The organism is Niabella beijingensis, from assembly GCF_020034665.1.
Classification (GTDB): Bacteria; Bacteroidota; Bacteroidia; order Chitinophagales; family Chitinophagaceae; genus Niabella; species Niabella beijingensis.
Map to the genome: position 1 here is coordinate 908,051 of NZ_JAIQDI010000001.1, position 21,412 is coordinate 929,462.

The following is a 21,412-nucleotide window of genomic DNA, read 5'->3' on the forward strand; positions in this document are numbered from 1 at the left end:
GGGTTTAAAATTACCACCCGGGATTCTGATTGGCGGTTCCGATATTCGGATTTTGCGTGATCTCGTCGGCCGGTAACGGGTATAACAGGTTTTTGGGGATTTCTATACTCATTTGTGGCGCATTGACAGCAAACTCGTTGGAATATTTTTTTGTGGCCGTGTTATAAGTCGGCATCTTCTGCGGATATTTTGACAGCACTTCTTTAAACTGGTATTCAAACATGGTTTGGGACGAATTCAGTGGACTACGCATGCGAACAAGGTCAAACCAACGCTGTCCCTCTCCCGTCAGCTCAAGGCCACGATCATCAAAGATCTTCATCCGGAAGGCATCTCTGGATATCCCCGGTACAATATCAGCCGGCACGGCCCGCTGCGCGCCGTTCGCATTCCGTGCCCTTGCTCTTACTTTATTGAAGGCCTCAAGCGCCGCTGCCGTAGGTCCGTTCAGTTCATTCTCCGCCTCGGCTTTTATCAGGTAGATCTCCGCAAAGCGGATCACAAAAAAATCATTCCCGTTATTGCGACCGTCTTTGCCATTGGGATCAATGTATTTGCTGATCAATGGAGTGGTAATACTGCCTTCATCCGCAGCAGGAAGATTGGGATAAACCGCATAATATTTTTTCTGCGCAACGTTATACCCTTTTTGAAAAAAAGCGCCCTCATTGCGGTAATCGATCACCTTCACACCACTGATCACCGAATCGTAATCGCCGGTACGGTAGTAATCTGCTACCCAGGGCATCACCCGCATAGAGCCATCCCCGGCTCCGTTGGGTGGATTGCCGCAAACCTGGTGTGTATTGGGCGCACCAAAACGCAATGCGAACTCCGACCCTGCTGCGGGTTGGGCGCGGTCCTGCTGATCTACCATGAACCGCACGCCGAAGATAACTTCATTGTAGGCATCATTTTCACGGTTAATATCAAACAACTCTTTGTAGTTAGCCAATAACTGATACTGGTTACTTTGTATCACAGAATCGGCATAAGTTATCGCTTTCCGGTAATATGTATTCCCATCCTGTGCTTTCAATGCCAGCTGATTGCCCAGTGTGAGCGCTGCCTGTGCATAGATGGCCTGTGCGGCTCCCCTGGATGCTCGGCCCAGCTCTGCCGCCGGAATATTTTTTGCCAGGGGCAGCAACGCCGCCGCTTTTTCCAGGTCAGAAAAGATCTGGCCATATACCTCCTGCACTGAGCTGCGAGGCAGATAGAAATCGGAGGTGACATCTGTAGCCTTCAGCCGTAACGGCACACCGCCATATAAGCGGACCAGGTAATAATAACAAAATGCTCTTATAAAATACGCATCACCGTAAGCCCTCTGCTCTGCTGCCGCATCCAGTTCCTTTTCATCGAGCTGCGCAATGAGATCATTGGCACTGCCGATAGTAAAATACAATACGCTCCAGAACCCAGACACATTGACGGAAGTAAGCGTACGGTCTGAAAACGGCAGCAACTCACCCGATGCCGCTGCATACAGATCATCGGCCGAGAGGAACAGCATGGCCATTCCCCGGAACTTAAAGGCATTAGAATTATTCAGGCGTGCATACAGTCCTTTAACCACCACTTCCAGATCCCGTTCGCTGCTGATAGTGGTTGGTGTGGGCACATCAAGCAAGTCTTCCTTTAAACTACAGCCTCCCAGTACAACGACTGTCAGTAGTAACGCAATAATATATTTCATGAATTCTTTTTTTACAATGAATAAATGATCATAATCCCAGTTCCAATCCTGCCGAGAACGTACGTGGCAGCGGCAACGTACCATAATCCATACCGCTGCCGAGCGCATCGCTGTCAAATGCATTGATGTTCGGGTCATACCAGGAATAATTGGTAAAGGTGTAAAGATTTGTGGCGGAAACAAATACCCGCAGTCCCTGGACGGGCGCCTTCTTTTTTAAATTGAAGGCATATCCCAGCCTTAACGCCTGGATCCGCAAAAAGGAAGCATCCTCCACCATCCAATCGGGGAACCGCTGGGAAAAGCGGATGGTATTATTGGTAGGCCTTGTATATTGATTGCTGGTGCCGGGCCCTGTCCAGCGATTATCCCAGGCCTCCTGTGTGGCATTAAAATTACCACTCGTATTGTTGGCACCCACCATCCACTGATTCAGATTGATGAGCTGATTGCCCTTGCTGCCGATGATACTAAAACCGAATGAAAAATTCTTATACGTGAACTCATGACTCATGCCGTAGGTAAAATCGGGCGTGGGGTCACCAATAATGGTCTTATCATCCTCGGTGATCTGGCCGTCACCATTCACATCAACAAACCGTGTCATACCTGGTTTTGCCTTGCCTTTTTCGGGGCCGGCCTCTACTTCTTCCTGTGTCTGATAGATCCCGTTGGTCTTATATCCCCAGAAAGAAGAGATCGGGTACCCCACTTTTGCCACCTGCAGGGGCTGGCTCAGGATAATGGCCCCTGCCACCACATACACACGGCCGTAAGTGATACCCAATGATCCCATATCCAGCACCCTATTGGAATATTTGGAGAAGTTGGCGGAGATGTTCCAGGTAACCGGTCCTTTGTTCAATACATTATAGGTAGCTTCAACATCCACACCCTTGTTGAGCACTTCCCCGATGTTGGTAAACATATCGCTGTATCCGGAGGAACTGGGCAAGGCCAGATTGATGAGCAGGTTAGTTGTATTCTTTTTATAATAATCGATCGAAAAACTCAGGCGGTCTTTTAAGAAGGAAAGATCCATCCCAATATTCATTTGTTTGGTATTCTCCCAGCCAAGATTGGGGTTCTGAAAATCGCTGAGCACATAGCCGGGTGCAATACCACTTCCCAGTACTACATAGTCGATCCCATACTTGGCCTGCGTAGCGCCGATGGCTACATTCTCATTGCCGCTGACGCCATAGCTGGCGCGGAATTTCAGTGTGGATACCACTTTTTTCCAGGGCTCAAAAAAGGCCTCGTTGGAGGCATTCCATCCCAATCCCACGGCCGGGAAAAAATTCCACTTATTTCCGGGCGCCAGACGGGATGATCCATCTGCCCTTCCGGTAAGCATCACCACATATCGCTGGTCATATGTATAATTGACCCGGCTCAGGAACGACTGGAGCACTTTATTCCGTGGACCATTTGTGAGGAATCTTCCGGGCGACAACGCGCTGTTGAAATTGTAATAGGTCATCTGATCGGAAGGAAAGTTCATATTGGTTACACTGGTAGATTTATTGACCCAGCGCTGATAAGAATAACCGGCCACAATATTCAGTGAGTGTTTTTGATCCAGCACCTTTCTGTATGTAAACAGATGATCCGCGAGGTAATTGGTATTGGAGTTATCCGCACGGGTGGCATAGCCATTAGGCGCCGTATTGCCCACAAATGTACCACGGGGATAATAAACATTCCGGAGCGAGTACATATCATTCAAACCTGCGCGCAGTGTATATTTCAGACCTTTTACAATTTCATAATCCACACTCAGGTTGCTGATCAGCGTACGAATCTGCGTTTTATCCTTTACCAGGGTGGTCACCAGTACCGGGTTGTTGGCAAATGTTTCATCCAGATCCCCGTCCGCCTCAAAAGGTTCCTGCAGCGGATTGGTGACCAATGCGCCCATCACCGCAGATGAACCCATGATACCCGTCCAGTTCGATTGCTGCCCGTAGTACCGGTCCGCCATCGAAAAATAATTTTTAATACTGATCTTCAGTTTATCGTTCACCTGCCTCGAAAAATTAGCCCGGAAACCATAGCGTTTGTATTGGGCATTTTTAACAATCCCCCGCTGATCCGAATAATTGCCGCTTACCAGGTAATCATTGCGTCCGTCCCGGCCGGATAAGGAGATCTGGTGATCCTGGGACAGGGCCGTTTCATAAATAGCATCCTGCCAGTTCATGCTGGTACCACCGGCCAGTATGGAATCCATTACATGTGCTGTATAAACAGAATCCTTCCCGTCATTCAGGTTGGCTTCATTTTTATAGGTCATAAAATCACGGGCACCCAGCATTTTTATTTGCCGGGGCAAACTGCTCCAATCAAACCTTGTGGTATAGGTCAGTTTATCCCGGCCGTTATTGCCAGCTTTGCCTGACTTGGTGGTGATCAGCACCACTCCGTTGGCGCCTCTTGACCCGTAAATAGCCGTCGAAGAAGCATCTTTCAGGATATCCACGGAGGCTATATCATTCGGGTTCAGAGCCGCCAGCGGGTTGGCAGCCGAAATATCCAGGCCGCCATCCGTTCCCGTCCCGGCCTTGGTAGATCCGTAGCTGGATTCTACCGGCTGCCCGTCGATCACGATCAGGGGTTGGTTATCGCCGGTTACCGAGGTTTTACCCCGGATATTGAAGGTGACACCACCGCCGGGCTCCCCGGTATTGTTGATGATCTGTACCCCGGCCATGCGTCCCTGCAGCGCCTCCGTCACGGATATAAAACGGTTGTCCATTTCCTTATCCAGGTCCAGTTTGCTGATAGCGCCGGTCACATCGCTTTTTTTCAGCTGTCCGTATCCCACCACCACCACCTCATCCATATCGGATATGGTGGAATCGAGGGTAATAAACAATTGTGTTTTGTTGCGGACCGCCACTTCCACCCGCTTATACTGTGCATGCGAAACGACTAATACTGCGCTCCCGGACATATTGAGCGAAAAGGTTCCGTCCGGTTTGGAGGTGGTACCTGTGCTGCGGCCTTTTACGACAACAGAAGCGTCCGGTACCGGGTCTCCCAATAAATTCTTTATGGTTCCGGTTACCCGGATCCTGTTGTCCTGTGCCATCGCGGTGGTCCCGGTCAGCACAACAACAAACAGGAGCAGCAACTGTTTCAGGCTGCAGTTGAATGATACCTTACTTCTCATAATGACATTTTAGCAATTCAATAAAAAAATGTGGTGTTTTTTTGGCGGTAATCCGTTCTTCAATCGTCGATGCAAGATAGCCGCATCCACATCCGCGACCTGTCATTATTGTAGTAATTGCTGTAATAATTGTCTTGTAATTACCGGACAGCCGGTTGTACCACGGACATTCCTTTAAAACTGAAATCATTATGCTCTTTTTAAATAATTGGTAAAAAAATATAAAAGTCTACAAATTTAATAGACTTTTATTTTCCGGACCAAACAATCAGCTATCAATTTTCTTTTCCCGACAATTGTTACAGCAGTTGCGACATTTGTTGCAGCCTCCGGCCACATTTGTGTCATAGAGATCAGGAAGAGTTGTTTATATTGCGGGAACAATTATTCTATCGCTATGTGTTTTCCGGGATTGAAGCATCATATGATCATTTTTCTGCTGTTGTTATCCCTTTGTATAAAGGCACAGCAACAGCCCAATATCATTTATATACTTGCTGATGATCTGGGGTATGGTGAACTGGGCAGTTATGGGAATACATTTAATGAAACCCCCGCGCTGGACCGGCTCGCAAAGGAAGGGATGCGGTTTACCAGCTTTTATGCGGCGGCACCGGTGTGCTCGCCCTACCGCGCTGCATTAATGACGGGCTTGTACCCCGCCCGTATCGGTATTACGGATTACCTGCGTCCCAGGGCGGCGCAGCACCTGGATACCGGTTATGTTACCCTTCCGGAACTGCTGAAAAAACAGGGATATCACACCGGTATCGTCGGCAAATGGCATCTTTCGGGTTATGTGAAAGAAGGCGCGCCGGAGGAAACCCTTCCGGATCAGCATGGTTTTGATGAGGTGCTGGTAAGCGAGAACCGCGGCATTGGTGAAGGCACGTACTTCTATCCTTATGATTTCAACCGGGAAATTGCAAAACGGCTGCCGGGGGCACAGGAGTACATTACCGACCGGCAGAACCAGGAAGCACTCGAATTTATTCAACGGAACCGGGAACAGCCTTTCTTTTTATTCCTCAGTCATTATGCAACACATACAACAGTGCATGGTAAACCGGAAATCGTCCGCCATTTCCAGCAAAAAAAAGATGCCGGCACCAGTCCGCCCACCAAAGGGAACCCCGGAAACGATCCTTATAAAAAATGGCCAGCCGGATCAAAGGCCACCCATAACAACCCCCACCTTGCGGCACAGTTAAAGGTCATCGACGAGGGTGTGGGAGCTATTGTGCGGCTGCTGAAAGAACTGGGACTGGATCAAAATACCCTTGTTATTTTTACGAGTGATAATGGCGGCGAGACCACTATTACCACCAATACCCCGCTACGCGGCGGCAAAAGCACTTTATATGAAGGCGGCGTACGTGAACCTTTTATCGCCTGGTGGCCCGGGAAAATAAAACCCGCTGCCGTATGCAGCCAGCCGCTTGCCAATTATGATATTTATCCCACCCTGCTGGAGCTGACCCGTGCAACAGGCCGCCATCAGCCCCTGGATGGTATTTCATTCGTTTCGTTGTTCCGCGATCCGCAAACTACATTGCCTGCCAGGAATTTTTACTGGCACTATCCCCTGGATAAACCCCATTTTCTGGGTGGCCGGTCGGCAGGAAGCATCCGCAGCGGATCCTGGAAGCTGATCTCATTTTTTGATGACGGGCATAAAGAATTGTACAACCTGGATCAGGATCCGGGTGAACAAACGGATCTGTCTGTCCGTTATCCTGATAGAGTTGCCACACTGGATACGGCGCTGCAGGCCTGGCAAAAAGAAGTAAACGCAACTCATTAAACCTATTTGTATATGAAACATGCAATTCCGTTATTATTTTTTTTATTCCTTCTTAGCACTGCGGGTGCACAAAACACAACTGCTGCTTCAAACAATCCCTTGCCCGTAACCTTTGGTGATCCTTATGTATTGCATGTAAAGGGCGATAAATATTACATGTATGGCACCGGTGGCGGAGCTAAAAAGGGCTTCAGTGCTTACTCCTCCACCGACCTGGTAAACTGGAAACCGGAAGGCCAGGTTTATTTCAGCGACAATAAAAACGGCTGGGGTGTTCACTCCTTCTGGGCACCGGAAGTATATGAGCGCAATGGAAAATTCTACCTGTTCTACAGTGCCCAGTGGAAGGAGAACCCCAACAATGAGCTGGAGAACTTTAAGATCGGTGTGGCTGTTGCAGATCAGCCCACAGGACCATTCGTGGATCTGAACGATCGCCCGGTCTTTGATCCGGGCTATCCCATTATTGATGCCAATGTTTTATTTGAGCCCGATGGGAAAATATACCTCTATTATTCCCGTTGTTGTTATAAACACCCTGTAAAAAGTGAAATAGCCGACTGGGCCCGCAAAAAGGGATGGTTCAGTGAAGTCGAAGAGAGCTGGGTATATGGTGTGGAGCTAAAGCCTGATTTCAGCGGTGTTACGGATGAACCGGTTTTACTGTTACGTCCGCCGGTAAAAAGAAGCGACCATCAATCGGAATGGGAAAGCCGTTCCGTAACATCAAAGGAAGTGAACCGGCGCTGGACCGAAGGATCATTTATCTTTAAACACGGGGATCTTTATTATATGATGTATTCCGCTAATTATTTTGGTGGTAGGAACTATGCAGTGGGTTATGCCACTTCCAAAAAACCGCTGGGGCCTTTTAAAAAAGCCGCTAACAACCCGGTACTGCAAAAGAACAGTGAAAGCGGAGGCATTGTTACCGGAACCGGACATAACAGCGTAACCTTTTCGCCTGATGGTAAACAAATGTACTGCGTATATCACGCCCGCACCAGCAAGACAGGTGATGAACGGGTGGTATTTATTGATCCTATGGAAATCGATCAGAACGGGGTGTTGAAGGTAGCTGGTCCTACGACAAAATAACGAACATTTATTTTTTCTCTGCTGATCTCAGCAGCTCGTTCGTCTGCGTATTGGCTGCGCGACCTGCAGTAATAAGAATGTTGATCACTCGGTCGCATCCGCTTCCTTTTGATCCAGTTGTCTACGATCTTTCAATTGCTGCGGCAGCGGGGCCTTTGTCTGCTCTAACCATTGCAACAGGTCATTCAGCAGCTCGTCGCGCTTTGTTTTATTGCGGGATGCAATATTGTGCCGTTCTCCTTCATCCGTTTTCAGGTTGTATAATTCAACGGCATTATTACGGTCAACCGAAGCGGTACCGCCATCCAGCAGCCATTCCTCATAATACAGGTGTAATTTCCAGTCACCCTTCCGTATCACCGTTGCCGGTCTCGAACGGAATAGGGTGTCCCTGCCCCGGATCACCGGTTTATCCAGGTAACCGGGAAAATGCCAGAACAGCGAAGACCGGCGGGTACCGGCAGCTTTTCCCAACAGTAACGGCAGGAGGCTCTCCCCATCCCGCTTCGGAGCAACTCCTCCGGCCACCTCAAGAAAAGTCGGATACAGATCAATATTGATCACAGGGGTAAGGTTGACGCCCGGCTTTATTTTGCCGGGCCAGTAAGCGATGAATGGTTCCCGGATCCCGCCCTCGTAATAACATCCCTTATTGCCCCGCAGTGGCTCCTGTGAAGACTCCTGCGTGGCGCCGTTATCACTGGTAAAGATCACCAGTGTATTTGATGCCAGTCCTGCCGTATCCAGATAATGCATTACTTTTCCGATGCTTGCATCCAGGTCATAGATACAGGCAGCATACAGCGCCTGACGTTCGTTCAGTCCCTGTTTGCGGAACTGCCGGATGCTTGAAGGTCTTGCTTCCTGCGCGGTGTGGATGGCATGATGCGACAGAAAAACAAAAAACGGCTGCTGCTTCTTTTCCGATATAAAATCCAGCGCTGCATTTGTAAGCGAAAAGATCCCTTTGGGATCCTCCGGTTCGCTTCTTTTTTTATTCGGATTGGGCAATCTTGTGTCCGTATAAGCATCAAACCCCTGCGCCAGCGGACCGGTGTCGGTTCCTTTACCCAGGTGCCATTTTCCAAACAGGCCTGTGGCATAACCTTTCACTTGCAGCGCTTCTGCCATGGTAATAATGTCCGGACGGAGACTGGTGGTGTTGGGAACCGGCAACAACCGCATCCGGTCTTTAGGGCCACGTACCGTGCTGCCCACCGCATATACACCGTGCCGGGGCGTGTAAAGTCCGCTCATTAAACAGGCCCTTGATGGTGCACAGTTTCCGGCTGCCGCATAGGCCTGGGTAAATACCAGCCCCTTGCGGGCAAGTCCGTCGATGACCGGAGTTTTAAAAACCGTGCTTCCCGTAAAACCACAATCCTTATACCCGAGATCATCCGCAAGAATGAACACAATGTTCGGCGGCGTCTGCGCCTTTCCCGGAAAGCAGGCTGTTGCCAAAAGCAATATGCCAATGATTCTGTAAAACATATCTGAATTACTGCAATTATGCAGACAACCGGACCGGGGAAACATTAAAGTTGCCTTCCCTGGCTAATAAAAATCTTCCGGCTTTACCGGCCTTTTCGCAAATCCGGGTCCGCTCCAGTACAATTCTCCCCCGATGTGCTTTCCTTCCTTTTTAAACAACAACCTGACAGGATGCAGACCTGCCTTAAGTAAAAGTGTATGTTGTATTTCCGTTCCGGGAACATAGCCGTAATCTGCATCCAGCAGCGCAATATCATGCAGCCGCATAAAAGCCTTTCCCCCTGATCTCAGAAAGAACGTATAAGCACCATCGGCCGGTACCCGGATGTATCCGTTGAAAGTTCCTGCATCGGCACCGGACAACAGATTGCCGGTCATCTTTATTGCACCGGTACCTGATTTTACGGCTTTTAATGCAGCAGTCTGCGGTACCCATAAAAAGCTTCCCTTATATAACCGGTACTGTATTCCCTTCCTGGCTCCTTTTTCTGAAACCGGAGGGATCAGGGTGCTGTCATAGGGGCGTGGCGCCGCAGCCGAGGAGATCCGGCGCTGCAGAACAGCTGTTTTAAACCGTTGCTGCAATTCCGGAAGTGCTGCCGCCCTGTTCGCTTTTTCTTTCGGGTCCTTTACCACATCATAGATCTCGAAATCATCATTGCTGTTTTTGATGTCATAACGCACGCCTACATAATCCCCTTCACGTATAAACTGCATCTCATTCCGCATCCGGTTGCGGTGGTTTTCCTCAAAATCAGCATAACCCGGTGTTTTGCCGTCAAAGAAATATTCAGAGTAGAGTAGTTGCTGCCGCTGTACTCCGCTACCGGTAAGCGCCGGCAGCAGCGATACACCATCTGTTCTTGCAGGCGCCGCCCTACCCGCCGCATCGAGGAAGGTAGGCATCCAGTCGGACAGGAAAGAAGGCTGTGCAACCGTTTTACCGGGGTTTATATTTGCTTTCCATTGTACAATGGTAGGCGTGCGCATTCCTCCCTCCCATTGATCCCGCTTGATCCCATCAAAGGGACCATAGCCCTGGAAGAACTCCGGAGTATAATCTTCTTTCAGGTACGACTCCTGTGAAGGGCCGTTATCGGAGGTAAATACCACGATGGTGTTATCATCGATCCTCAGGTCCTTCAATAACTGGAGTATATCGCCCACCTGCGCATCCAGGCGCTGCACCACCGTGGCATACCGCTTATGTACGTCCTTCCAGGGAGTCATCTTACCGGTGGCTTTATCCAGGTATTGTGCATTTTTAAACTCGGGAGCCATCCAGGAATCAATTTCACCTGAGGCCGTATTGATCATCTGTCCCGGTTTGCCTGTCCATTTCAGACCACCGGTGAGGCCGCCTCCTGCGGGATAGGCCTGTGTAGGCAGTTCTATAACGGCATGGGGAGTATCATAGGCAAGGTACATAAAGAACGGAGCAGGCTTCTTTTCCTTTTTGTAATCAATGATCCACTGTTTGGCACGTGCCGTCCACAGATCACCGGTATAACATTTATCCAGTCCGCCGGTAACATTCACCATATTATCATATACCTCCTTGGGTTTCCGGTAGAGACCTTCCTTGGGGTAATGCTCATGCCCGTCGCTATGCCGTATGTATCCATAGTAATAATCAAAACCTCTTTTCAGCGGATGCCCCGGCCAGTCTTTTTTCCCGGTTCCCTGCAGCCCCCATTTCCCGATGGCCACAGTACTGTACCCCGCTGCTTTCAGCGTGGAAGCCATGGTGTAATTGTCTTCAAGGGCTTTATCAAACTGATTGTTACGTACAACGGCATGCCCCTGTGTAACACCCGTCAGCAGGGAGGATCTTGAGGAAACACATACCGGGGCATTGGCATATTGCTGTGTAAAGATGGCCCCGTTGGCGGCCATACGGTCGAGCGAGGGTGTTAGCATAAAAGGTACAGCTGGGTCCTTCTGAGCTTTCCGGGCATTCTGATGAAAGATACCAACATCGCCATAACCCAGATCATCCACCAGGATGAAAATGATATTGGGAGGTTGATTGCGGGGTTGTGCCCGTACGCCGGACGCGAGCAACAGGCAAGAAAAAAGAAAAATTTTACGCATAAGAACCGGTTTCGTTCGCAAGAACATGATCGTTTGACTCTGCCGCAGGCTGTTTGTTTAAAAGGCCCTGTCAAAATCTGCAAAATAGATATTCTGTTTCATTTATCACCACATCATATGCTCCAAGGCATGGTGCTGCTTCAACAGATGCCGGAGTCCTTTCCCAATCGGCCGTAATATCCGAACTGAACAGCACCAATCAGAACTCGATCTTCAGCACAGCCTGCACCGGCCGGTGATCAGAAGCATAACTTTCAGGCACCACCCGGTGTTCAGTAACGGTAAAAGCAGCAGCCGGTTTGAAGGCGATAAAATCGATCGCTTTCCGGGGAGCTACTTCAGGAATGGTAAATGCGCAGTTCGTACAGGTGCGTGTAAACACCTTATCCAGTAACCGGATAGGTTCGCTGTCTTCTGTGGCATTAAAATCACCGCCGATGATCACAGGCAATTTTTCATTCGCCAGCAGGCGGTTGATCTCCGCCACCTGCAGCTTTCCGTTTGTTGCGCCTTTGAAATCCACATGCGTGGAGGCTACACGTATCTTTTTCCCGTTGGGTAACGTTACTATGGCCAGTGACAACACCCTCGGCTCTCCACCAGTTGCAGGGTCTGTTGGCAATTTATGCGTTGACATATCTGATAACGGATATTTCGAAAGGATCATGATCCCATAGTCGCCTCCGTCATGATCGATCGATTTTGAAAAATGAAAAGAATGATACCCTGTCTTTTCTGACAACAAAACCGCCTGGTTTATCTTTCCAGAACGGTTTGTGTTCACATCGATTTCCTGCAGGGCCACCACATCCGGGTTTTCCCGTTTGATCACTGCGGCAATGGCATCCACATCGATAACACCTGATTTGGAAGGAGGATTACAATGGTGCACATTGTAGGTCATAAAGGTAATGGCATTTTTGCCGGCATCGCTTTTTACGGGTGCACTTTTCGGGGCACATGAAATCATTGCCAGTACGATCAGAACTCCAAATACGTTAAGCTTTCTCATAAACTTTTTTAATCTTTTTTTATAGCCCTGTACTTCAACGGGGGCATTCCGATAACCTGTTTGAATCGTTTTGAAAAATAATAGGGATCGTCAAAACCCATAGTGATCGCTACATCCTTAATGGCCTTGTCCGTAAAATCAAGCAGCTGGCAGGCCTGCTGGATCTTCATCTGCATAAAATAATCCATTGGTGCATAGCCGGTTTTCTGCTTGAATAAATTTGAAAAACGGGATACGGAATAATTCGAGTGCCGGCTGAGGTCCTTTAATGTGATACTTTCCTGTAGCCGCTCCTGCATGTATAAAATGGCGCTATCCACCGCATCAAGTTCTTTCTTTTCAACTGCCGGGTAATGCCGGCTGTTATAGATAAAATAAGAAAAAAACTGTCGTAGTCCCAGGTTGGCAAAATACAGATTGTCTGCACTGTACCCCAGTTCCAGCGCCTCATACATTTTATTGAACAACGCCGGGATCTCCCCGTTATCCTTCACATGCGTGGGTTTAAAACTGTCCTTTACTGCATTCATCTCATTGAAATACGGAAGGTTCATTCCGCCGAAGTGGATCCAGTAAATACTCCAGGGGTCTTTCTCAGCCGACCCGTAGGCATGCGCCTCATTACAGGGAAGCATAAAGAACGCATTGGGTCCAACATCAAAACGCTCTCCCCGGTATTCAAAAAAACCATGCCCATCCACGCAATAGAATAACATATTGCCGGGGAGTCCTTTCTTACGCTTGGAAAAATGCGCCTTGGCATTGGGATAGAATCCCAGGCTGGATATGTACAAACTGTTCAGCAACGGATCCTTCAGGATCTTATCGCGGAGCACAGGAAAAGGAATTTCAATCCGTTTACGCCCGATGCCGTACCAGATATTTTTAAAGGATCCCTGTTTCTTTTCCGCTTGTTCCATGTCCGTGAGGCAAAAAATCTGGTCAATAATAATAAACTTTTGGCTTACCGTCAACTTTAATGTTATCACCGGCAGAAATCGCCGCGGTTGCCCGCGGATCGCGCTGATGGAAGCCTTGCAGCAACAATCCGCAAAAATAAAGACCGTAAATCCCGCTGATACAGGGATATTTGATTTAATTTTATAATTGTATTAATAACAATTATATAGTATGTTCCGGTTGCTTGTTTGTTCAGCCCTGTTTTTTTTCGTCACGTCTTCCATCCCGGCACAGCCGGCAGTCCGGGATTATACTGTTGTATGGAATACACAGAGCAAAAATGCATCGGAATCCATGCCCGTTGGCGGTGGTTCTATCGGGACCAATCTCTGGGTAGAACACAATGAGGCATTGCTCTATTTTTCCCGCAGCGGTGCTTTTGACGAAAATAATACATTGCTGAAAGGGGGACGGTTGCGGATCCGCTTATCCCCTAACCTCTTTGAAAACGGAACGTTCCGGCAGGAGCTGGATCTGCAAAAAGGCATGGCCATCATCCGGACAACCAATCAGAAGGGAACTGCGGAGCTGCGGGTCTGGATCTCAATTTTTCAGCCGGTGATCCATATCAAGATCAACAGCTCGGTTCCGGTTTCTGCCGAGGCGGTTTATGAGAACTGGCGGTTTGCCGACCGGCTGCAAAAGGGAAAACAGAACAATGCCAACTCCTGGAAATGGGCTGGTCACGTAAAAGTGATCACCAAAAAAGATACTGTCGGCTTTGATAATAACCAAATCCTTTTTTTTCACCGCAATACGGATTCGACCGTATTTGATGCAACGGTAACACAGCAAAAACTGGAGGCGGTCAAACAACAGCTTTTCAATCCACTCCAGCGACTTACCTCCGGCGGCCTCATCGAAGGAACGGGTTTTATTACCGGCACCACAGATACCGGTGTTTACACGGGTACCCCTTTCAGAAGCTGGAGCCTGCGAAGCCGCAGCGCGGAAAAACACCATGAGCTACGGATCGTTTTGCACAACAAGCAAACGACCAGTGTGCATACCTGGCTGAATGAGCTGCAGCAACTGGCCCGGAAAAGTCATACCGCAAAGGACCAGACCGCTACATTACAGTGGTGGCAGCAATTCTGGAACCGGAGCTATATCTGCATCAATCCGGATAAAAAAGACCCGGCCGACACCGCCTGGCAGATCGGGCGCAATTACCAGCTCTTCCGGTACCTGCTGGCGGCCAACGCCTATGGTGCTTATCCTACAAAATTCAATGGCGGACTGTTCACGGTTGATCCTGTTTTTACGGACAACAGTATTAAAGGCACACCGGATCATCGTAACTGGGGTGGCGGCACTTTTACCGCGCAGAACCAGCGCCTGGTATACTGGCCGATGCTTAAAAGCGGGGATGTGGATCTGATGAGGTCACAATTTGATTTTTACAACCGGTTGTTGCCCACAGCCGAACTCCGCAGCAAGATGTACTGGAATCATAAAGGCGCCAATTTTAACGAACAGATCGAGAATTTTGGTCTGCCCAATCCCACGGAATATGGCTGGAAGCGACCAGATGACTTTGATCCCGGTATGGAATACAATGCCTGGCTGGAATACGAATGGGACGCCGCGCTGGAATTTTGCATGATGATGCTGGAAGCCGCCGACTATGAAGGAATGGATATCAGATCCTATCTGCCATTGATCAAAAGCTGTCTTGTTTTCTTTGACGAGCACTACCGGTACCTGGCAAAAAAAAGAGGGAATAAAACACTGGATCAGCACGGCCACCTGATACTGTACCCGGGATCCGGTGCCGAAACCTTCAAACTGGCGTACAACGCCAGCTCTACTATTGCGGCGTTAAAAACAGTGACCAAAAAGTTGCTGTCGGCATCAGTGCCGTTAACAGGTGAAGAAAGAATTTATTTTGAAGAATTGTTGAAAAGGATTCCCCCGATCCCGTACATGCAATACCACGGCAAGACCACCATCGCTCCTGCGCAGGTTTGGGCGCGGGTGAACAATACTGAATCATCCATGCTCTATCCCGTTTTTCCCTGGGGAATTTTTGGAGTGGGAAGACCAGGACTGGATACAGCCGTCAATACCTATTTGCTGGACAGCTTTGCCCTGAAGTTCAGAAGTCATGCAGGCTGGAAACAGGACAACATCTTTGCTGCCCGGCTCGGATTGACAGCAGAAGCGAAAAGGCTGACCACATTAAAATTAAGAGACAGCGGCCGCCGTTTCCCGGCTTTCTGGGGACCGGGATATGACTGGGTGCCGGATCACAACTGGGGTGGTTCCGGGATGATCGGATTGCAGGAGATGTTGTTGCAGTCTGTTGATGACAAGATCTTTCTTTTTCCGGCGTGGCCAAAAGAATGGGATGTATCCTTCAAACTACATGCCCCGCAGCAAACAACCGTGGAAGGCAGTTTAAAGAACGGAAAGCTTACCGCACTTAAGGTCATCCCGCAAAGCCGGGAAAAAGATGTGATAAACATGCTGCATTGATTTTTGACGGTTACAACCTGGGCATCCGTCGATCCGGTGGCACTCAGCATCTGACCTACTATAGGATATCCCCCGAGCTTTTATTCATCCGGTCAACAAACTTCCGGAAAACAGTGTAAATTTGAAGTAGCTCCCTGAAACATTTCCGCACCGCGGAAGAATAAGACAGATCATTCAATCCTATAAACTGTAAACATGGAACCCATCAAAAAAGAAGCGATCCGCCAGGAAGTATTTGACCTCTATGACGACTATGCGCACAATCGCATCGACCGGCGCAGCTTTATGCAAAAGCTGTCGGCCTATGCAGTAGGCGGACTTACGGTACCGGCACTTATGAGCTTTTTAATGCCCGACTATAAGACAACGGCAACCATCTCACCGGAAGACAAACGACTAAAGACCGAATACATTCATTACCCTTCCCCAAAGGGCGGCGGATCTATGAAAGCCTTACTTGCAAAACCGGAATCACTGAAAACGAAAACCGGATGTATTATTGTAGTTCATGAAAACCGCGGACTGAACCCTTATATAGAAGATGTGGCGCGAAGAGCGGCTCTTGAAGGCTTTATTGCGCTCGCACCCGATGCCTTAACACCGCTGGGTGGTTATCCCGGCAATGATGATGAGGGGCGCGCATTACAAGCCAAACGTGATAAAAATGAAATGCTGGAAGATTTTATTGCAGCTTATGATTATCTCAAAAATCATCCTGACTGTAATGGAAAAGTAGGCGTGGTGGGTTTTTGTTTTGGAGGATGGATCGCAAATATGATGGCCGTACGTATTCCTGACCTTTCAGCAGCCGTTCCGTTTTATGGTACCCAACCTGAAGCTACGGATGTTCCGAAAATCCAGGCGCCATTGCAGCTGCATTACGCTGCATTGGATACCCGCGTAAACGAAGGCTGGCCGGCCTATGAGGCCGCATTAAAAGCCAATAATAAAAAATATACCTCCTATATGTATGCGAATGCCAATCATGGTTTTCATAACAATACCACGCCGCGCTATGATAAAGCGGCTGCCGAACTGGCCTGGGGACGGAGCATCCGTTTTTTTAAGGAGGAATTGGAATAAGATACACAGGAGGTTGCCTTATAAATTATATAGGCATTATGTTTCGTGCCTACGGCACTTAGAATAATGTTGCAACGTTGTCATCGGAATAAATTCCGATGCCGGCAGATCGGAAAACAGGCCTATGGCCTTTGTTTGCGCGAGCAAACAGAGAGCGGTTTATCTCATCCTGTAACAGTAAACGCACAGTTCGTTAAAGGCTATAGATTCGACCCATACGGATCTATTTACTGATGTTTGAAACTTCGTATCAGTTTGTATTCCATTCAAATCACTGCATCTGTATTTCATGAAATTGATTCCGGATATTCAGAGTCGAAAACACTCTTATGGCTTTATGGGCGCGAGTAATCAGAGAACACCTTACCTCACTTTGTAACAACAAACGCACAGTTCGTTGCCTGCCGGTTGCTAACTGAAGGCTTTAGCCAGAGAAATACAGATTCATTTAAGATATACCTGAAACTTCGTATTTCTTTGTACGCTATTCAAATCACCGCACCTGCATTTCATGAAATTGATTCCGGATACTTAGAATCGAAAAACATTCCTATGGTCTTTATCTACGCAAGCAAACAGAGAGTACCTTACCTCACCCTGCAACAACAGACGTACAGTTCGTTGCCTGCCGTATATTGTAAACTAAAGGCCATAGATTCGACCTATACGGATCTATTTACAGATGTTTGAAACTTCGTATCTTTTTGTATTCTATTCAAATTACTGCACCTTCATTTTATCAAGTTGATTCCGGATACTTAGAATCAAAAAACATTCCTATGGTCTTTATCTACTCGGGCAAACAGAGAGTACCTTACCTCATCCTGCAACAACAAACGTACAGTTCGTTGCCTATCGGCATATTGCAAACTGAAGGCATAGACCATACGCAGACCGATCTTTTAAGTTTGGTGCCAGTCGCATTCTATACAACAAGAGGCAGCGCCTCGACTGGTCTTCCAGCAACGGACTTCAGTTCGTTGCTGGGAAATACGTTGTAACCTGAGAGCCGTAGGCTCGATGCATATAGAAAACTACTGAACGATCCGCACCATGCCCTTCAAACCCGCCGGCAGCAAGGGTTTATCCTCTAGGCGAATGGGTGCCGTGGTCCAGGTGATCCGTTTTTCTTCCGGCAATTGCTGATCGCCTTTCAGCCGGTTGGCCCAGGTATTGGTCACGGCTAATTCCAGGGTATTGGTGCCCCTTTTTACCGCTTTTGAAATATCTATGCAAAACGGCCAGGTCCAGACCGTACCACAATCCACCCCGTTTACTTTTACTGAAGCCATATTATACAAACTGTCCAGCTGCAGCCAAACGGGCTGCCCCGCGTTAATAGTGCCCAAGTCAAATTGATTTTTATACACTGCGGTACCGGAATAATATTTGATACCCGGCTCGTCAAAAGTATTCCAAAGCTTTAATGTGTCCATGCTGACCTTTGTTGCAGGGCCGCCAAAAGCCGGATCGAACTGTATCTTCCAGTTGCCTGCTACTACCGCATGCACCTTCCATTCCGGCATTAATTGTTTTGCGGGTGACAATTGCGACACCGGAGCTTTCTTAAAATGCACGAACACGGAGGCGTTCGGCTCCAGCTCTATCGCAACAACCGTACGCATACCTTCCCTGCGCCAGCGTACCCTATCGGTTACCATACCGGTAACCGCGTCTAAGAACTGCGGGACGCCTGTTGCCCGGAACGCCACTTCAAGCCTGCGTTTCCGTTCAAAGGGGTTGGATATAAAGTACAGTTCCTCATCATTCAGCCGGCGATGCGCCCAGGCGACCGTATCTCCGCCCTTCAGCACCTCCACATCCTTTTCCAGCCCGAGGCTCCGGAGGTCGGGTTGCCGGTAGGGCGCCGCGATCAGTTTGCCCCGGTGATGCTCCGTACCATACAAATCCTTCAGTATCGTCTTTAATTCCGCCGGATCTTCTTTAAACCCGACCGGGGTATCAAATCCTTTATCCATGATCACTGTGGCTCCGCTCTGTACCAGTTCTTTTATCTTTTCTGCCACTGCAACTGAAAGCAACCGGCTGTTGGGATTCATGGCCTGTTTCCCCGGTATCACCAATACTGCATAAGAAGCACCGCCTGGTGTTACCACCCTTCCGTTCTCCACACGCATTTGTAATAAAACATCCGGGTTAACACAATCGTATTTATAACCGCGCAGGGCATTTATATAATTACCGGGGTCCGCAATATTTGCGGCATGTGACACACCCGAAGGGATCGTGGTCATGGGTTGCCCTTCATTCGCGATCTGCTTTTTTTCATACGCTACAGCAGGAGCGCCAAAAAGACCAGGCAATGTGCTCACCAGCCGCTCCGGCAATACCGAACGCCGCGGTACTTCCTCACCGGTGAAGACAGCAATATCCGTAACCGGCTTTCCCAACTGTAATAGAGCGGAGGTTCTTGCCAGGTAATCGATCCAGGCTTTACCGGGTTTCATCCATGTTTGATCCCGTTGAAAATACAGGCCAACCCCGTCAAGTGTTACGCCTGGTTTTTTATCCATGAACGGGTTATGGGCAAACACATGCAATACCATTTTATTGATTCCCATTGCAAAATTGCGATCGCCCAGCACCCTGATATTACCGGGGTGCTCGCTCCAGTTCATCCGCAATGTGGTAAACGCCTCTGCCTGTATGATATTTTTCCCATAGATATGCGCCCCACTGATGGCATCCAGCATATCGTTGGGTTTATCGTGCGTGGGGCTGTTCAACCAGAATTCTCCCATGGGAATATCCACTTCCTTATAATGCAGCAAGCCATCACTTACCATGGTAGGTGCCACGCTCTCCGCGCTGAAAGCGGTACCTTTTTCATGAGCAAGCGTTCTCAACGTTGTGTAAAACACATCCTGCACCAGTTCGGCAATGGTGGTACGTACATCATGCAGGATCTTTTCAGAAGCTGCGGCACTTTCGAGCGGCACACCGGTCATCACCAGCAGGTACGGACGCAGCTCATACCCGCGCCGTTTCTGAAACTCAGAAAGAAAATTGCTGCTCCAGTTCTGACTGCCGCATTCCCAGCTGTCTACATGAAAAATTTTCAGCACTTCTTTTGCCAGTCCCGGGTTGGTCTTTTCAAACGCTTTTGCAAACCAGTTATTGAATTGAAGTGTTACGGCATCCGGATCAAACTTATCACACTCCAGTCCTTTCCCGGCTCCGCCGGTAGCGTTTACATGACCGGTACTCGTATGCCCAACGCGAACGATCACCCAATTGCCCTCCGGGGGTGTCCAGTTCAGCGTTCCGTCCTGTGTCATCTTACCGGAGAGATCGATCATCTTTTTTAAGGGGACTGCGTCCCGGTCCGGAACCTGCGCGGCATCCGTATTTGCAGTCACGCGCCAGATACTACCATTTTTTGCTTCATACTGGTTGATCACCGGCTCATCGCTTAAATAGATACCCATTACTTTTAAGGAGGGTTTCCATTTAGCGGCATCCAGGTCTTCCGCTCCCGGTTCAGATCCCGTTTTATCATAAACAAAACGGAAATATTTCGCAGTAGTAACAGGCAGGGAAAACGTATAGTCCTCATCCGTATCCTGCCAGCCATGGCGGGGCGGCTCCAGCCGGGTAACCGTTTTAAATTGCAGCCCGTCATCACTGCTTTCCACGATCAGGCGCAGTGCCTGGTAGTTATTGCCACCAATATGAATGCGCACCGACCGGGCAGTAAAAGGCCCAGGGTATTGATACCGGATCCATGCAGCAGAATCAGATTTAAAACTTTGCTTATTGTTGGGATCAGGTGCTATTAAAAAATCAGCGTTGACGCCGGTGTTGGTGGTTACTGACGGCCTGACCTTTTTGTCTGCAAAAGCAGCGAAGTTTTTTGCGGGATAAGCAAACACGGACACATCCCGGTAATAACCTTCGTTCGATTGTGGCTGATCCAGCTTTATGGGCTCTTTTGATCCTGATTTCACATACCGTTTGATCCAGGTCAGCTTTTGCATAGACTGTTCCGGCTTTATCCATGGTCCGCCGCCCAGCGCAAAACCGTCGCTGAAATGCATGGCCAGTTTTAGATGGAGGCGCTTTGCTTCCTGCATGGCATGGTTGACCATCCCCCACCATTCCGGTGTCAGTTGCCGCACGGGGTGCTCATAGGGCAGTTTCACAGAAGTATCGCCGATCGGCATCAGGTAGGCACCGCCTATACCTGCATCCTTCATCGATTCCAGATCCGCGGTGATCCCTTCTTTAGAAACGGCGGCATGCATCCAGTACCAGAACACCCAGGGCCTTGCCTCTTCCGGCGGGTGAGCAAAAACTGCCGTTACATCTGCATCCGCCTGCTGGGCATCCGCTACCAGGATGCTGCCCGCCCCAAAAAGGCAAAGGAGCACCTGCCTGATCCATCCTTTTTTTTTCTGTTGATCACTCATTCCGGATGATTTTTACCATCATTCATACTTTCGTCATGTTGAGCGCAGCAGCGGCGCTGTCGAAACATCTTCCCAAATCGACAGA

At 48.8% G+C, this 21,412-nt stretch carries 11 protein-coding genes; 4 read left to right on the forward strand and 7 right to left on the reverse strand.

What is annotated here, in order from left to right:
* Positions 1 to 10: 10 nt before the first annotated feature.
* Positions 11 to 1,699, reverse strand: a complete 1,689-nt coding sequence (locus tag K7B07_RS03915; RefSeq protein ID WP_223707657.1) for a RagB/SusD family nutrient uptake outer membrane protein — start codon at positions 1,697 to 1,699, stop codon at positions 11 to 13.
* A 28-nt stretch (positions 1,700 to 1,727) separates the two neighbouring features.
* Positions 1,728 to 4,874 (reverse strand): SusC/RagA family TonB-linked outer membrane protein, encoded by a 3,147-nt coding sequence (locus tag K7B07_RS03920; protein ID WP_223707659.1) that lies wholly within the window; start codon positions 4,872 to 4,874, stop codon positions 1,728 to 1,730.
* 424 nt (positions 4,875 to 5,298) lie between these two features.
* On the opposite strand from K7B07_RS03920, the gene K7B07_RS03925 reads away from it, so the two are divergent.
* Together K7B07_RS03925 and K7B07_RS03930 are read left to right on the forward strand one after the other, a co-directional pair.
* Positions 5,299 to 6,678, forward strand: coding sequence for a sulfatase (locus K7B07_RS03925; protein ID WP_223707661.1), 1,380 nt, complete (start codon positions 5,299 to 5,301; stop codon positions 6,676 to 6,678).
* 12 nt (positions 6,679 to 6,690) lie between these two features.
* Positions 6,691 to 7,776, forward strand: a complete 1,086-nt coding sequence (locus K7B07_RS03930; protein WP_223707662.1) for a glycoside hydrolase family 43 protein — start codon at positions 6,691 to 6,693, stop codon at positions 7,774 to 7,776.
* Between the two features lie 84 nt (positions 7,777 to 7,860).
* Here the strand turns inward: K7B07_RS03930 and K7B07_RS03935 are convergent, their stop codons facing one another.
* From K7B07_RS03935 to K7B07_RS03950, 4 genes are all read right to left on the reverse strand, one after another.
* Positions 7,861 to 9,270 (reverse strand): sulfatase, encoded by a 1,410-nt coding sequence (locus K7B07_RS03935; RefSeq protein WP_223707664.1) that lies wholly within the window; start codon positions 9,268 to 9,270, stop codon positions 7,861 to 7,863.
* Positions 9,271 to 9,333: 63 nt separating this feature from the next.
* On the reverse strand, positions 9,334 to 11,364 hold the full coding sequence (locus tag K7B07_RS03940) for a sulfatase-like hydrolase/transferase (RefSeq protein WP_223707666.1): 2,031 nt from the start codon (positions 11,362 to 11,364) through the stop codon (positions 9,334 to 9,336).
* A 199-nt stretch (positions 11,365 to 11,563) separates the two neighbouring features.
* Positions 11,564 to 12,376 carry an endonuclease/exonuclease/phosphatase family protein gene (locus K7B07_RS03945; RefSeq protein WP_223707668.1) on the reverse strand — a complete coding sequence of 271 codons (813 nt, stop codon included), beginning with the start codon at positions 12,374 to 12,376 and terminating at the stop codon, positions 11,564 to 11,566.
* Positions 12,377 to 12,384: 8 nt separating this feature from the next.
* Entirely contained in the window at positions 12,385 to 13,296 is a 912-nt protein-coding gene (locus K7B07_RS03950; protein ID WP_223707670.1) for an AraC family transcriptional regulator, read from the reverse strand.
* Positions 13,297 to 13,507: 211 nt separating this feature from the next.
* On the opposite strand from K7B07_RS03950, the gene K7B07_RS03955 reads away from it, so the two are divergent.
* A complete protein-coding gene (locus K7B07_RS03955) occupies positions 13,508 to 15,814 on the forward strand; it encodes a DUF5703 domain-containing protein (protein ID WP_223707672.1) in 2,307 nt (768 codons plus the stop codon).
* 195 nt (positions 15,815 to 16,009) lie between these two features.
* A complete protein-coding gene (locus tag K7B07_RS03960; protein WP_223707674.1) occupies positions 16,010 to 16,897 on the forward strand; it encodes a dienelactone hydrolase family protein in 888 nt (295 codons plus the stop codon).
* Positions 16,898 to 17,931: 1,034 nt separating this feature from the next.
* On the opposite strand, the gene K7B07_RS03965 is transcribed toward K7B07_RS03960, so the two are convergent.
* Positions 17,932 to 21,327, reverse strand: a complete 3,396-nt coding sequence (locus K7B07_RS03965) for a glycosyl hydrolase (protein WP_223707676.1) — start codon at positions 21,325 to 21,327, stop codon at positions 17,932 to 17,934.
* Positions 21,328 to 21,412: the final 85 nt, after the last annotated feature.